At 71.0% G+C, this 14,602-nt stretch carries 15 protein-coding genes; 9 read left to right on the top strand and 6 right to left on the bottom strand.

The window, feature by feature from the left end:
* Window positions 1–155, top strand: a 155-nt coding sequence (locus G6039_RS08775) for an excalibur calcium-binding domain-containing protein (protein ID WP_164528069.1), incomplete at its 5' end; no start/stop codon positions are given.
* A gap of 67 nt (window positions 156–222) precedes the next feature.
* Here the strand turns inward: G6039_RS08775 and G6039_RS08770 are convergent.
* The 4 genes from G6039_RS08770 to G6039_RS08755 all read right to left on the bottom strand — a co-directional run bounded on the left by G6039_RS08770 (window position 223) and on the right by G6039_RS08755 (window position 3,816).
* Entirely contained in the window at window positions 223–939 is a 717-nt protein-coding gene (locus G6039_RS08770; protein ID WP_029542602.1) for a maleylpyruvate isomerase family mycothiol-dependent enzyme, read from the bottom strand.
* A gap of 10 nt (window positions 940–949) precedes the next feature.
* On the bottom strand, window positions 950–1,771 hold the full coding sequence (locus G6039_RS08765) for a fumarylacetoacetate hydrolase family protein (protein WP_029542600.1): 822 nt from the start codon (window positions 1,769–1,771) through the stop codon (window positions 950–952).
* Window positions 1,772–1,777: 6 nt separating this feature from the next.
* Entirely contained in the window at window positions 1,778–2,848 is a 1,071-nt protein-coding gene (locus tag G6039_RS08760; protein WP_006939100.1) for a cupin domain-containing protein, read from the bottom strand.
* Window positions 2,849–2,973: 125 nt separating this feature from the next.
* Complete coding sequence (locus G6039_RS08755) at window positions 2,974–3,816, bottom strand: IclR family transcriptional regulator (protein ID WP_029542599.1); 843 nt, start codon at window positions 3,814–3,816, stop codon at window positions 2,974–2,976.
* Between the two features lie 47 nt (window positions 3,817–3,863).
* Here G6039_RS08755 and G6039_RS08750 point away from each other — a divergent pair, with 47 nt between their 5' ends.
* The 3 genes from G6039_RS08750 (at window position 3,864) to lhgO (ending at window position 7,646) form a co-directional block, all read left to right on the top strand.
* A complete protein-coding gene (locus tag G6039_RS08750) occupies window positions 3,864–5,117 on the top strand; it encodes an MFS transporter (protein ID WP_029542597.1) in 1,254 nt (417 codons plus the stop codon).
* Between the two features lie 39 nt (window positions 5,118–5,156).
* Window positions 5,157–6,353 (top strand): FAD-dependent monooxygenase, encoded by a 1,197-nt coding sequence (locus tag G6039_RS08745; RefSeq protein ID WP_043797905.1) that lies wholly within the window; start codon window positions 5,157–5,159, stop codon window positions 6,351–6,353.
* Window positions 6,354–6,440: 87 nt separating this feature from the next.
* Window positions 6,441–7,646, top strand: coding sequence for an L-2-hydroxyglutarate oxidase (gene lhgO, locus G6039_RS08740; RefSeq protein ID WP_043797903.1), 1,206 nt, complete (start codon window positions 6,441–6,443; stop codon window positions 7,644–7,646).
* 4 nt (window positions 7,647–7,650) lie between these two features.
* On the opposite strand, the gene G6039_RS08735 is transcribed toward lhgO, so the two are convergent.
* Complete coding sequence (locus G6039_RS08735) at window positions 7,651–8,358, bottom strand: type 1 glutamine amidotransferase (protein ID WP_006939113.1); 708 nt, start codon at window positions 8,356–8,358, stop codon at window positions 7,651–7,653.
* A 159-nt stretch (window positions 8,359–8,517) separates the two neighbouring features.
* On the opposite strand from G6039_RS08735, the gene G6039_RS08730 reads away from it, so the two are divergent.
* The 5 genes from G6039_RS08730 (at window position 8,518) to G6039_RS08710 (ending at window position 12,626) form a co-directional block, all read left to right on the top strand.
* On the top strand, window positions 8,518–9,171 hold the full coding sequence (locus G6039_RS08730; protein WP_029542592.1) for an SDR family oxidoreductase: 654 nt from the start codon (window positions 8,518–8,520) through the stop codon (window positions 9,169–9,171).
* Between the two features lie 82 nt (window positions 9,172–9,253).
* Window positions 9,254–9,781 carry a flavodoxin domain-containing protein gene (locus tag G6039_RS08725; protein ID WP_029542590.1) on the top strand — a complete coding sequence of 176 codons (528 nt, stop codon included), beginning with the start codon at window positions 9,254–9,256 and terminating at the stop codon, window positions 9,779–9,781.
* Window positions 9,778–10,626, top strand: coding sequence for an alpha/beta fold hydrolase (locus G6039_RS08720; RefSeq protein WP_006939118.1), 849 nt, complete (start codon window positions 9,778–9,780; stop codon window positions 10,624–10,626). The genes G6039_RS08725 and G6039_RS08720 overlap by 4 nt, the downstream gene beginning before the upstream one ends.
* A 39-nt stretch (window positions 10,627–10,665) precedes the next feature.
* Window positions 10,666–11,196: a flavodoxin domain-containing protein gene (locus tag G6039_RS08715; protein WP_029542588.1), complete on the top strand. Its 531-nt coding sequence runs from the start codon at window positions 10,666–10,668 to the stop codon at window positions 11,194–11,196.
* A 407-nt stretch (window positions 11,197–11,603) separates the two neighbouring features.
* On the top strand, window positions 11,604–12,626 hold the full coding sequence (locus G6039_RS08710; RefSeq protein ID WP_029542587.1) for an alpha/beta hydrolase: 1,023 nt from the start codon (window positions 11,604–11,606) through the stop codon (window positions 12,624–12,626).
* A 64-nt stretch (window positions 12,627–12,690) separates the two neighbouring features.
* Here the strand turns inward: G6039_RS08710 and G6039_RS08705 are convergent, their stop codons facing one another.
* Window positions 12,691–14,601: an FAD-dependent monooxygenase gene (locus tag G6039_RS08705; RefSeq protein WP_029542585.1), complete on the bottom strand. Its 1,911-nt coding sequence runs from the start codon at window positions 14,599–14,601 to the stop codon at window positions 12,691–12,693.
* Window position 14,602 lies beyond the last annotated feature (1 nt).

Here is a 14,602-nt window from a genome sequence, read left to right as displayed (position 1 = left end):
CGCCCGCGCCCGCGCCCGCGCCGAGCGTCGGATACAAGAACTGCACCGAGGCGTGGAACGCCGGCGTGGCGCCGCTGTACCGGGACGAGCCCGGCTACGCGCCGAAGCTGGACCGCGACGACGACGGCATCGCCTGCGAGGTCGACCCCCGCTAGGATCCACCGACGCGACGGGGGCCTGCGACCGTGTCCGGTCGCAGGCCCCCGTCGTCGTGTGCGGTGATCAGAGCCAGCGCGGCGGCTGCACGTCGGCGCCGGCGGTGAGTCCGACGGCGCCACGTCCGGCGGCCCAGCGCACCACGGCGGCGAGCGGGCCGCTCACCTTGGTGACCGGGTCGGCGTCCTGTCGCACGGCGATCGGGTCGCGACCGTCGACCTCGAGCACGAGGCCGGCGCCGAGATCCTTCTTGCGCCACATCCCCACGATGTCGTCGAGCAGCGAGTCGAGGACGACGGGCGGGAAGTCGCCGAAGCGCGCGCCGTTGCCCAGATCCACCGCGTGGATCCACACCTCGCGGGTGCGCATCCAGGCGGTCTCCTCGGCCGGCACCAGCCGGCCCTGCGCCGTGCGGACCTGCGCCTGCCACGCCGACTCCGGCAGGTGCCGCCACTTCTCGTCGAGCCGGGCCACGGTGTGGGTGAACAGGTTCCGCAGCGCCGCCGCATTGAGGGTGGCGCCCTCGGCGATCTCCTGTCCGCGCTGCTCGGTGGAGGCATACATGGGCGTCTCGACGCCCGTGGCGGCCCAGTCCATGAGCCGGCACAGGGCCGCGGCGTTGTAGCCGACGTGCGCGACGAGGTGCTTACGCGTCCACCCCTCGAGCGCGGTCGGTGCGTCCAGCTCGTCGTCGGTGAGTTCGGCGAGACGCTGGGAGAAGTACGCGGTGCCACGCCGGGCGATCAGCAGCCGCTCGGACAGGTCGAGATCGTTGAACCCCACGGGTGAGCTCCTACTTGACGATGGTCTTGTTGCGCACCGAACCGAGGCCCTCGATGCTGACCTCGACCGTCTCCCCGTTGCCGATGTAGCGAGCAGGCTTACGGGCGTGCCCGACCCCACCGGTGGTGCCGGTGATGATGACGTCGCCGGGCTGCAGGGTGACGATGTGGGAAATGTAGTCCACCAGCTTGGCCGGGGTGAACACCAGGTCGTCCGTGGTGGCCGACTGCATGACCTCACCCTCGAGCCGGGTCTCGATGCGCGAGCCGAGGGCGTAGTCGGTGCTCAGGAACGGACCGAAGCCGCTGGTCTTCTCGAACGTCTTGCCCTGGTCCCACTGCAGCGTGCGGTACTGGTAGTCGCGCATCGTGTAGTCGTTGATCACCGAATAGCCGGCGATGTACTGCTCGGCGTCGGCCTCGGAGACCTGGTACGCCTGCTTGCCGATGACGACGGCCAGCTCGGCCTCCCAGTCGAGCTGCGCGGCGGCGTACTCGGGGACGATCACGTCGTCGTAGGGGCCGGTGAGGGCCTCCTTGAACTTCGAGAACAGGGTCGGGTACTCGGGCAGGTCGCGGCCCATCTCCTTGATGTGGGTCCCGTAGTTCAACCCGACGCAGACGATCTTGCCGGGGTTCGGCACGACCGGCGCGTAGTCGGCGTTCGTCAGGTCGACGGTGCGTCCGGAGGCCCGCTCGGCGACGGTCTTCCAGTCCGGGTCGGTCAGCAGAGCGGACAGGTCGGCGTAGCCGTCGATCACGGTGGCGGTGGTGTCGGAATCGACGCGCACGGCGGCGGTCGTGCCGTCGAGGCGGAGGGTGGCGAGTCGCATGTCGGGTCAGGCTCCTTCGGAGATGTAGGTGCGGTTGAAGTGAAGGCGTTCGACGATCGGGGCGTCGGAGAAGGCGAACAGGTCGACGCCGCCGTCGGTCTCGAGCGACCACTCCACCCAGGACGGCACGACGATCATGTCCCCCTTGGTGACCGTGTGGTCCCGGCCGCCGAGGTGGAAGCGACCTTCGCCCTCGAAGACCTGGAACACGGTCGAGCCCACGTCGCGCCGGGTGCGGGTGTGCGCACCGGCGCGCAGCCGATGGAACTCGGCGCGGATCGTGGGCATGACGTCGCCGCCGGTCGTCGGGTTGGTGTACCGGATGGCGGCGTGGCCGGGTTCCGGGGTGGCGGCGTAGCCCTCGTCCTCGAGGGCGAGCTGCTCGTTCAGCGCGGCGTCGGTGTACTTCCAGCGGTAGCACGCGATCGGCGAGCTGGACTTGGCGTCGAGGCCGACGAGCGGGCGCAGACCGGGGTGCACCCACAGCCGCTCGGAGCGGGAGACGTCCGGGGTGGACTCGTCGGTCACGCCGTCGGACCCGAACTCGAAGAACCCGGTGTCGGTGTAGTGGACGAACGGGATGTCGAGGCCGTCGATCCACGCCATCGGATGGTCGGTCTCGTTGTGGTGGCCGTGGAAGTTCCAGCCGGGGGTGAGCAGGAAGTCGCCGCGGCACATGGCCACCGGATCGCCGTTGACGACGGTCCACACGCCCTCGCCTTCGACGACGAACCGGAAGGCGTTCTGCGAGTGCCGGTGCTCGGGCGCGGTCTCCTTGGGGCCGAGGTACTGGATCGCCGCCCACAGCGTGGGGGTGACGTAGGGGACGCCGCCGAGGCCGGGGTTGGCCAGCGCGATGGCACGCCGCTCGCCGCCGCGGCCGACGGGCACGAGATCGCCCGCCCGCTGGGCCAGGGGGTACAGGGTCGACCACTTCCACACGAACGGCACGGCCTTGGACGTCGGGGCCATCGGCATCAGGTCGCCCAGCTGGGTCCACAGCGGATTGAGGTGCTCGGTCTCGAAGTCTGCGTAGAGCTGCTGCAGCTCCGGATCGGTGTTCTCGGTAGCGGTCATGACCTCTCCTCGTGAAGCGGGACACGTGCGGCGTTGCTCTCAACGTAGGTCTCCGGTCCTCCCGCAGCACAAGCAATTCTTCTATGCGGAATCTCTGCGCCGCCCTCCGCGGGGCCCGGGCGTCGTCATTCGATGTGCGCGACGTCGACCTCGATCCCCCGGACCGTCGCCCGCATCCGGGAGACGAGGGCCCCGTTCAGATGCTGGCGGTACCGCGTGATCGGCACCGCGGCCGTGATCGCCGCGATCGCCCGTCCCTGCCCGTTGCGGACGGCGACACCGAATGCGGCGACCCCCTCCTCGGTCTGCTCCACGTTGACGGCGAACCCCACCCTGCGGGCCGCCTCGAGCTCGGCGAGGAACACCTCGAATTCCCCGGGGGCGAGCCGGCGGTCCACCCCGTACCCCGCGATCGGGCGCGGATCGATGTGCGGCTCTTCCGGCGGCCTCAGGTAGAGCTGCTCGAGCGTCTGCCTGGGCAACTCCGCCAACAGGATTCGCCCTCCGGCCGTGAGCTCGGCGGCCAGCACCTGACCTTGGCGGTCGCCGACCCGCAGCATCGACTCGGACTCCGCGGAGTAGAGGAACCGGGCCTGCGACCCCACCCGGATGACGAGGTTGATCGTCTCGCCGGTCAGGATCGCCAGCGCCTCCATGTGCGGCCGGCAGAGTTCGGTGAGTTCCCGCGTCCAGCCCTGCTGCGCGGGTCCCACTCCCATCGCCGGGCCGGGGTGGTAGCGGCGCTTCTCGTCCTGCACGGCGAACCCCCGGTACACCAGCATCGACAGCAGGCGGTGGGCCGTCGACGGGGCCGTCCCGAGTTCCTCGGCGGCATCCTTGAGCCGCAGCGCACCGACGTCGCGGAGCATCTGCAGCAGGCGCAGGGCGTTGTCCACCGATTCCAGCGCATACGACGGCCGGGTGATGGTCTTCGATGCCTTCTTCGGGGCCGCGGACTTTTTCTGCACACCAGAACTTTATTGCACCGGAGCGTGGGGCGCATCACGGTAGAGCCATGCACAGTTCTTCCGGCGCCGACGCCGCCCCCGGCGAACGCACGATCGTCCTGAATCGCGGCACGGCGCTCGCCGTGATCGTCTGCTGGCTGTTCGTCGTCTTCGACGGCTACGACCTCATCGTCTACGGCAACGTCATCTCCAGCCTCCAGGACGAGTGGGGCATCAGCTCCGCGACCGCCGGAACCCTCGGCAGCCTCGCGTTCCTCGGCATGATGATCGGCGCGGTGCTCGCCGGGCGCCTGTCCGACGCGATCGGCCGCAAGCAGGCCGTCATCGGCTGCGTGGTGGTGCTGTCGGTGTTCACCACGCTCTGCGCCTTCGCCACCGGTCCGTTCATGTTCGGCGCCATGCGGCTGATCGCCGGACTCGGCCTCGGCGGCCTGGTACCGACGTCGAACGCCCTGGCCGCCGAACTCGTTCCGCGGCGGTGGCGCGCCGCCGTCGCGACGATGATGATGTCCGGCGTGCCGATCGGCGGATCCATCGCGGCCCTGCTCGGCATCCCGGTCATCCCGAACTGGGGCTGGCGCCCGATGTTCCTGTTCGCTCTCGTGCCCCTGTTCGTCCTCGTGCCGTTGGCGCTGAAGTACCTGCCCAACACCCATTCCAAGACGGACGCCCCGGCCGGCGGCGGCTTCCGCGAACTGCTCGGCTCGAGGTTCCGGACCATCAGCATCATGTTCGCCCTGGTCACCGTGGTGACGCTGCTCGCCTGGTACGGCCTGGGCACGTGGCTGCCGAAGCTCATGCAGAACACGGGCACCGACCTCGGCAGCGCCCTGACCTTCACGCTGGCGCTGAACCTCGGCGCGGTGGCCGGCTCGTTCATCACCGCGTGGGGCGGCGTGCGGTTCGGCACCGTGCCCACCAGCATCGTCGCGGCGTTCGTCGCCGGCGTGGCTCTGCTCGCCCTGCTGCTCTCCCCACCCACCGCGGTGGTGTACGCGATCTTCGTGCTCGCCGGCGTGGGCACCCACGGAACGCAGTGCCTCATCATCGCGGCGGTGGCCTCCTACTACCCCGACCATCTGCGCGGCACCGCGCTCGGCTGGGCGCTCGGCGTCGGCCGGATCGGGGCCGTGGCCGCCCCGCAGATCGGCGGCTGGCTGCTCGCCGCCGGACTGGGCGCGAACTCGAACTTCATCCTCTTCGCCGTGAGCGCGCTGATCGCCTCGCTGTTGCTGACCGTCGTGTGGAAGCGCTTCCCCGTCAGCGACGACGCACCGCGCGGCCCGATCATGGCCCACTGATCCATTCGTCATATCGATCTACCGACCACAAGGAGTGTCATGTCCGATCTGAAGGACGCGCGGGTTCTCATCGCCGGCGGCGGCATCGGCGGAGTCGCCAACGCCCTCGCCCTCGCCCTCAGGGGAGCCGAGGTCACGCTGTTCGAGCGCGCTTCGGAGTTCAGCGAAGTGGGCGCCGGACTGCAGATCGGCCCGCACGGCTCCCGCATCCTCCAGGCGCTCGGCGTCTACGACGAGGTCATCTCCAAGGGTGTCCTGCCGAAGAACCTCGTCTTCCGCGACGCCGTCACCGCCGAGATCCTCACCAAGGTCGACCTCGGCCACGACTACCAGCAGCACTACGGCGGCGTGTACTTCGTCGTCCACCGCTCCGATCTGCACGCGGTGCTCGTCGACGCCGCCCGCCGGGCCGGCGCCGACCTGCGCACCGACGCCCCCGTGAACGACGTCGTCACCGAAGGCGACAAGGTCCGCGTCATCCTCGAGAACGGTGAGGAGCACGTCGGCGACATCGCTCTCGGCATGGACGGCCTGCACTCGCGGCTGCGCCCGAAGCTGTCCGACGACAAGCCGGTCGGCTCCGGATACGTCGCCTTCCGCGGCACGTTCCCGATGAACGAGGTCCCGCTCGAGGAAGAGATCGAGGACGTCGTCGGCTACATCGGCCCGCGCTGCCACTTCATCCAGTACCCGCTGCGCCAGGGCGAGATGCTCAACCAGGTTGCCGTCTTCCAGTCGCCCGCATTCCTGCGCGGTGAAGAGAAGTGGGGCAGCCCGGACGAACTCGCGCACGCCTACGACCACTGCCACGAGAGCGTCCAGACCGCGCTGAAGTACCTGTGGACCGACCGCTGGTGGCCGATGTTCGACCGCAACCCGATCGACAACTGGGTCGACGGCCGCATGATCCTGCTCGGCGACGCCGCGCACCCGCCGCTGCAGTACCTCGCCTCCGGCGCCGTCATGGCGCTCGAGGACGCCAAGTGCCTGGCCGACTACGCCGCCGAGGACTACCAGGGCGACAACGCCAACTGGCCGAAGATCCTGCGCGACGTCAACGCCGAGCGCGCACCGCGCTGCAACCGCATCCTCACCACCGGCCGCATGTGGGGCGACCTCTGGCACCTCGACGGTGCCGGCCGCGAGGCCCGCAACGAGCTGTTCCGCATCCGCGACACGTCGAGCTACAAGTACACCGACTGGCTGTGGGGCTACAGCTCCGACCGCAACCGCTGAGCCACCGGGCGTGTGGCCGAATGTCACACGCGTTCGATCCAAGCGAACCCGTGTGACATTCGGCCGCCGGCTCGTAGGCTGGCGCGCATGGGTTCGCTGCGGGCCGCCGTCGTGGGCGGGGGGATCATCGGCGCCGCCACCGCGCGGAAGCTGGCGATGCACGGGGCCGACGTCACCCTCTTCGAGAAGGAACCCCGGCTCGCCGCGCACCAGACCGGCCACAACAGCGGGGTGGTGCACGCCGGACTGTACTACCCGCCCGGCAGCCTCAAGGCGCGCCTGTGCCGGCGCGGGGTGCAGTTGCTCGCCGAGTTCACCGCCGCCCGCGGCCTGCCGTACGAGGAGTGCGGCAAGCTCGTCGTCGCGCTCGACGACAGCGAACTCGACCGTCTCGACGCCATCCACGACCGCGCCGTCGCCAACGGGGTGCCGGGAATCCGCCGGATCGGGCCCGACGAGATCACCGACATCGAGCCGCACGCGCGCGGCATCGCCGCCCTGCACTCCCCGCACACCGCCATCGTCGACTACGTCGCGGTGACCACCGCTCTCGCCGACGATGTCACCGCGGCGGGCGGCACCGTCCGGCTCGCCACGCCCGTCACGGCGATCCGCTCCCTCGGTGACGAGGTGCTCGTCGGCACCGACACCGGCACCGACGGCTTCGACCTGGTGATCACGTGCGCGGGCCTGCAGTCGGATCGGCTCGCCCACGGCGCCGGGGACCTCGCGACACCCGCGATCGTGCCGTTCCTCGGCGACTACCACCTGCTGCGGCCCGAGGCGGCCGGGCGGGTGCGCGGACTGATCTATCCGGTGCCCGATCCGCGGTACCCGTTCCTCGGCGTGCACCTGACCAAACGGATCGACGGCGCGATCATGGTCGGGCCCAACGCCTTCCTGGCGCCGGGCCGCGAGGCGTACCGCCGCCGGTCGGGGTCGCTGCGGGACCTGCGCGACGCCCTCGTCTTCCCCGGATTCCGCCACTTCGCCGTCCACAACGTCCCGGCCGCGACGCGCGAGCTGCGCACGGCCGTGAGCATCCGGCGGTTCGTCGCCGAGGCCGCGAAGTACGTGCCCGGGTTGACCGTCGCCGACGTGCTCCCCGGACCCCGGGGGATCCGCGCGCAGGCCATGGAGGCCGACGGCTCGCTCGTCGACGACTTCGTCATCACCGGGCACGGGCGCGTGGTCCACCTGCGCAACGCCCCCTCCCCCGGCGCGACGTCGTCGATGGCGATCGCCGAGCACCTCGTCGGCGCGGCGCTCGAGCGGGCCGGTCTGCAGGCCTGAGCGCTCACACGACGTACGTCTCGAGCCACCGCTTCATCACGGCCGCCGCGTGCGCGACGGTCTCGGGCTGTACCGAGCGCAGTTCGGCGGCGACGGCGTCGGCGGACCCGGGCCCGAGGGCCGCCTCGAGCGACGCCCGGTACTCGTCGATCGCGAGCCAGCCACCGAGTTGGTCGGCGTCGGCCTCGAGATGGAACTGCACGCCGTAACTGCTGCCGTGCCGGAACACCTGGTTCGGGTAGGCCCGCGACGACGCGAGCAGGGTGGCGCCCGGCGGCAGGTCGAAGGTGTCGGCGTGCCACTGCAGCACCGGGAAGGTGGACGGCAGCTCGCCCCACACCGGGTCGGCGGCCGAGGCGTGCGCGAGTTCCACCTCCCCCACGCCGACCTCCGGGACGGGGCCGGTGTAGACGTCGGCGCCGAGGGCCGCGGCGAGCAGCTGCGCGCCGAGACACACCCCCCACACCGGAATGCCGGCGGCGACGGCGGACCGCAGGTACGCGATCTCCTCCCCCAGCCACGGCAGCGTCGCGGCGTCGGCGACGCCCATCGGGCCGCCCATGACGACGACGGCGGCGTAGTCGAGCGCCGTGGGCACCGGGTCGCGCCCGAGCCGGACGGTGCGCACCTGCGCGTACTGCTCGAGCACCGGCAGATACGCGGCGGGGCCCTCGCATTCGACGTGGCGGAGTTCCAGGACGACAGGGTTCATCGCCCCAGCATGCCCGCTGTACGTTGCACCTCGGGTGCCCGGGGCGTGAACGTTCGGTGAGCGAGCGTCGCCGACCGGTGCTCCCCCACGGACCACCGCCGCCGTGGTGCGATGGTGGGAGGCGGCCCGACGGGCGGGCCGGCGACGGAAGGATTCGACATGGCACGGATCGTGATCATCGGCGGCCACGGGAAGGTGGCACTGCACCTCGAGCGGCTGCTCGCCGACGGCGGCGACGAGGTGACCGCGGTGATCCGCAACCCCGACCACGCCGACGACGTGCGCGCCGCGGGCGCGACCCCCGTCGTGGCCGACGTCGAGCACCTCGGCGTCGACGAACTCGTGCCGCTGCTGTCCGGTCACGACGCCGTGGTGTGGTCGGCCGGCGCGGGCGGCGGCAATCCGCAGCGCACGTACGCCGTGGACCGCGACGCGGCGATCGCCTCGATGACCGCGGCCGAGCGCGCGGGGGTTCGCCGCTACGTCATGGTGTCGTACTTCGGGGCCGGCCCGGACCACGGCGTGCCCGAGGACAACGGCTTCCATCCGTACGCCGAGGCGAAGGCGGCCGCGGACGCGCACCTGCGCGGCACCGATCTGGACTGGACGATCCTGGGCCCGAGCCTGTTGACCCTGGATCCGCCGACGGGCCGGATCGAGACCGGCCCGGACGCCGGCAAGGGGCAGGTCTCGCGGGCGGACGTGGCGGCGGTCGCGGCGGCGGTGCTGCACCGGCCCGCGACGGTGCGGCGCACCATCGAGTTCAACAACGGGGACACCCCGATCGAGGAGGCCCTCGACGCACTCGGCTGAGCAGCGCTTGACGGGTGACGCCGGCGGGGCCGATGGTGGAACGGGCCGGCAGGAGCACAGCTCGACGACAGGGGTATCCGCCATGAAGGTTCTCGTTGCATACGCCAGCCGGCACGGCGCCACCGCCGGGATCGCGGAGCGGATCGCCGAGGTGATCCGGACCGAGGGGCACGTGGTGGACACTCTGGAACTGCCGGCTCCGGCGTCGGTGGGCGACTACGACGCGTGCGTCGTCGGCAGTTCCGCCTACCTGGGGCACTGGGAGAAGCCGGCGAGCGCGTTCGTGCGCGAGCACCGCGACGGACTCGTCGCCCGCCCGGTCTGGCTGTTCACCAGCGGACCGCTCGGCACCGACGAGGTCGACGAACAGGGACAGAACGTGCGGGAGAGCGCGGCACCGCAGGAACTCTCGGAGCTGACCGACGCGGTCGCGCCACGGGAGCATCACGTGTTCTTCGGCGCCCTCGACCCGAAGACGCTCGGTGTCGGAGCGCGGTTGATGCGCAAGCTGCCCGCCGGACGAAAGCTCTTGCCTGAAGGCGATTTCCGGGACTGGCAGGAGATCGAGGACTGGGCGAGGAGCATCGCACGGACGCTGGACGCGGCGTGATCGCAGCGCAGGAGGGCACCTGGAACTCGGGCATGCCCTACCTGCGCGCCGGTACGGGTCCGCCCCTGCTGTTCATGCCCGGCCTGTCGAACCACCACCGGCCACCCCGCGGCTTCGACCGCCGCACCCAGCTGGGACAGATCGCGCCCTGGACGACGACGCGACGCGTGTGGTGGGTGAACCGTCGGCCGGGCCTGCAGCCGGGGACCACCATGGCGGATCTCGCCCGCGACTACGCGGAGGCGATGCCCGACCACTTCCCCGGCCCGGTCGACGTTCTCGGTGTCTCGACCGGCGGCAGCGTCGCGCTCCAGCTGGCTCTCGACCACCCGGCGCTGGTGCGCAGGTTGGTGCTCGTGGCGTCGGCGCACCGCCTCGGCCCGGGCCGCGAGGTGCAGCGACGGGCCGCGGCCGCCGTGCGCGAGGGGCATCCGCGACGGGCGATGGCGGAGCTCGCGGCGACGACGGGGGCGCGATGGTGGTCGCGCAGGCTGCTGTGGACGCTGGGATGGCTGCTCGAGCCGTCGGGTGCCCGGCACGGGTACGACGATTTCCTCGCCGTGGCCGAGGCCGAGGACCGCTTCGACGTGACCGCCCGGCTCCCCGAGGTGTCGTGTCCGGTGCTCGTGGTCGGCGGCGACCGGGACGGCTTCTACGGCGCGGCGCTGTTCCGGGAGGCTGCGGCGGCCGTGCCGCGGGGCCGGGCGCTCGTCCATCCCGGGGTGGGCCACCTGGGCGTGATAACGGGTGAGCGGAGCGTGAGGGACGCTTCGAGCTTTCTCGACACTCCCGACGCGCCGGACTTTCCGGGGAACTGGCGGGCACCCTCCGGCACAGCCGGATAATCGTCGCGTCATCGGGACAGGTCGGCGGAGGGAGCTCACGTGAAGGTACTCGTGGCGTACACGACGGCATACGGGGCGGCCCGCGGCGTGGCCGAACGGATCGCGCAGCGGCTCACCGAGGCCGGGCACGACGCGGACCTGCGGGATCTGGCCGAGCCGGTCGATCCGTCGGACTACGCCGCGATCGTGCTCGGCAGCTCGGTGCACAACGGGCAGTGGCTCGCTCCCGCCGCTCGTTTCGCGGATCTGCACCGCGCGCTCCTCGCGGGGAAGCCCGCGTGGCTGTTCTCGGTGCAGACCATCGGTGCGACGAGCGCGATGATCTCCGCGCGGCTGGCCGGGTGGGTGCGGCCGAAGTTGAAGGAGCCGAAGGTGGCGGCGGCGCTGCGGGCGACGGCGAACGTGCGCGAGTACCGGGCCTTCGCCGGGGCGATCGAGCCGGAGCAGTGGCCGGGGCCTCTGGGCCGGGTGGTGTTCCGCCTGACCGGCGGCCGGTACGGCGATCACCGGGACTGGGCCGACATCGACGCCTTCGCCGCCCGGATCGTCCGGAATATCGACGGGCCGTAGCCGGGAATTCACATTTCGGGCCGACCGCGCGAATCGCACATAATTCCGAATCCCCGCGACCCGGCCGCGGTCCGAACAATATGCTCACCCATATATCTGCAGATTTCCCCCGGCCCTGACCGGCGGAAATACCGAATATCAAATAAAAAGGGTAATCGGTACCCGAATTTCCTGCGACTCAACCACACTCGTGTTACACATGAAAAGTCCGCCCGAACAAACAGAATGAAGGAGCTTTCATGTCAAGCCTCCAAGATTTGCTCGGTTCAATCGAGCTCGGTGACCTGCTCGAACTTATCCTGGATCTGCTCAGCTGACCGTCCGACGCACAAGAGCCCGCACATGCCCCGTGCGGGCTCTTGTGCGTCGTAGCATCGAAGGATCTCGTCCCGACTGAAGGTGATCCCATGCGCCGTCCGAGACCGTTCCGTCGAGTGACGGCAGTCGTCGCGGCGACGCTGACGGCCGCCGCGCTCGCCGTGGCCGCACCCGCGGCGGCACAGCCGGCCCCGAGCGCCGACGGTTCGTACCTCGAGCGCAGCGAGGACAACAGCCCTCGGCAGCGCACCCTGCACGTGTACTCGGCGTCGATGAGCCGCGTGATTCCGGTGGCGGTGCTGCTGCCGCGCGACACGAGGACCCCACGCCCGGTGCTGTACCTGCTCGCCGGCGCCGGTGGCGGCGACGGCGGCACCCTCACCTGGCTCGACCGCACCGACGTGGCCGACTTCTTCGCCGACAAGGACGTCAACGTGGTGCTGCCGCTCGAAGGCGCGTTCAGCTACTACACCGACTGGAAGCAGGACGACCCGGTCCTCGGCCGGAACCGGTGGACGACCTTCCTCACCCGCGAGCTGCCGCCGATCGTCAACGCGGCTCTCGGCACCACCGGGGCTAATGCCATTGCGGGACTGTCGATGTCGGGGACTTCTGTGCTGAGTCTCGCGCAATCCGCACCGGGCCTGTACCGCGGTGTCGGCGCCTTCAGTGGCTGTGCCCAGACGAGCACCCGTCCCGGCCGGACCTACGTCGAACTCGTCGTCGAGGTGCGCGGTGGCGGCGACACCGACAACATGTGGGGTCCCGAAGGCGACCCCGCATGGGTGGCCAACGACCCCTACGTCAACGCCGAGAAGCTGCGCGGGACGCAGATCTACCTGTCCAACGGCACCGGGTTGCCCGGTCCGTACGACCGGCTCGATCATCCGAACGTCGCCGGCGACCCGGCGAACCTTGCCGAGCAGGTCGTCGTCGGGGGCATCATCGAGGCCGCCACCAACGAATGCACGCATCTGCTGGCCCGGCGGCTCGCCGAGCTCGGCATCCCGGCCACCGTCGACTTCCGGCCCGTGGGCACCCATTCCTGGGGCTACTGGCAGGAGGACCTGCACCGGGCCTGGCCGATGCTCGGCTCCGCCATCGGCGCCTGACCCGCAACGCGCGACGGCACCCCCGTCCGGGATCGCCGGGCGGGGGTGCCGTCGTCGGACGGACTCAGGCCTGTGGGGCCAGTTCCTCGGTGCGCACCGGCGACGTGTCGGTCGCCGCAGCGATGGCCTCTTCGAACTCGCGGTGGCCGGCCTGCGAGCCGAGCTGCAGGGCGAGGCGGACCAGGAAGCCTTCCCGGTCGGACGGGTCCACCTGATCGAGCGCATCCGACAGACCCAGCCACACGTTCTCGCGGCGCTGCTCGTCGTCGGTGAGCACCTGCGCGGGGCGTGCGGGGACGGCCGGGCCCTCGGGTGCCGTGCCGGCGCGGAGCGCGGCCGCGACGCCGGACAGTTCGGCGACCGGCACCCGGCACAGCAGCAGGCCGTCGGGGCGGATGACGAAGGCCTCGCCCGCGGTCGCGCCGAGCGCCTCGGCCAGGTCGGGCGCGTCGAGCACCGTGACCCCGTCGGCGGCGGTACCGCCGACGGCAACAGCGCGCACGCTCTCCGGCGCAAGAGCGGCGGCGAGGTCGGAAGTGGCCGCGGCGAGGGCGGCACTGCCGTCGGCGTCGAGGCCGAAGCCCACGACGGCGAAGCCGGTGCCGCGAACCACGTTGAGCGACGACGCGGTGCTGCCGTCGGCGGTGACGACCCGCACGCGGCGGTCCTCGACGGGGTCACCGGGCAGCACCCCGGTCAGGCCCTCCGCGACCGGCCAGGTCAGCGGCGACAGGCGAGCGTGGGTGGCGCTGGACTGGCGCGGGTTGATCAGTTCACCGAACTCGGGGCGGCCCACGGCGAGCGCCAGCACCGCGTCGCGGGTGGTGCGGTACCCGTGGGTTCCCGGGGACATGATGAGCGTGGACTTGCCGGCGTTCGCGACGTTCTGCTCCCACGCGTCGTGCCGCTCGATCGAGTACGCCTGCAGCAGCGCGGCGTCGGCGTTGCCGTGGACGACGGCGGCGAGCTGCCAGGCCAGCGTCTCGGCGTCCTCCATGCCGGAGTTCAGGCCGCGCACGCCGAAGATCGGCACGAGGTGCGCGGCGTCGCCGGCGAAGAGGATGCGGTCGTGGGTGAACTCGCGCAGCGCGAGGGCGCGGGCGCTGTAGAACCCGTGCCACTCGAGCGTCCAGGGCAGGTCGTTCTGCAGCCAGTCGAGGTGCTTGGCGATGCGGGCCCGGATGGCGTCTTCCTGGGTCTCGATCTCCGCGTCCTCGGACGGGTCGAGCTGGTAGTCGATGCGCCAGATGTTCTTCGGCTGCTTGTGCATGATGATCGTCGAGCCGGGGTTGCTCGGCGGATCGAACCAGACCATGCGCTCGGCGGGCAGGTCCGACTCCCAGTGGATGTCGGCGATGACGTAGCGGCCCTCGTAGTTGGTGCCCTCGAGGCGCAGGCCCGCGAGCTCGCGCATGCGGCTGCGGCCGCCGTCGGCGGCGACGACCCACGCGGCGCGCAGGTGGCGCTTGCCGAACGCGGTGTCGACCTCGAGGGTCACCTCGTCGTCGCCGCGGAGGATGCCGGCGATGCTCGCCTGCCAGTGCAGCGTGATGAGCGGGTTCTGCTCGATGGTGTCGACGACGATCTGCTCGTACTCGGACTGCGAGACGTTGATCATCGGCGGCCGCACATCGAACTCGCGCTGCGGCATCCGGAAGTGCAGCACCTGCTGGTCCCGGTAGAAGCTGCGGCCACCGACCCAGGGCAGGACGATCTTCTCGAGCTCGGCACCGAAGCCGAGGCGTGCGGCGGCCTCGAGGCTGTGCCGGGAGATGCAGATGGCGCGGCTGCCGAAGGAGACCTGGTCCGCCGCCTCGAGGATCGTCACGGGGATGCCGCGCTGCGCGAGACCGAGGGCGACGGCCATGCCGACGGGTCCGGCTCCGACGACGACGACGGGCAGCGCCTCGGCGTCGGGCTGCATCGACGGGAAGTCGGATGCGGGGTACTTGGGGGGCTGGTAGTAGGTCGACATG

This window comes from Rhodococcus aetherivorans, from assembly GCF_011058165.1.
GTDB classification, from domain to species: Bacteria; Actinomycetota; Actinomycetes; order Mycobacteriales; family Mycobacteriaceae; genus Rhodococcus; species Rhodococcus aetherivorans.
Note: the sequence above shows the minus strand (reverse complement) of the source record. Positions and strands in the feature narration are given on the sequence as shown.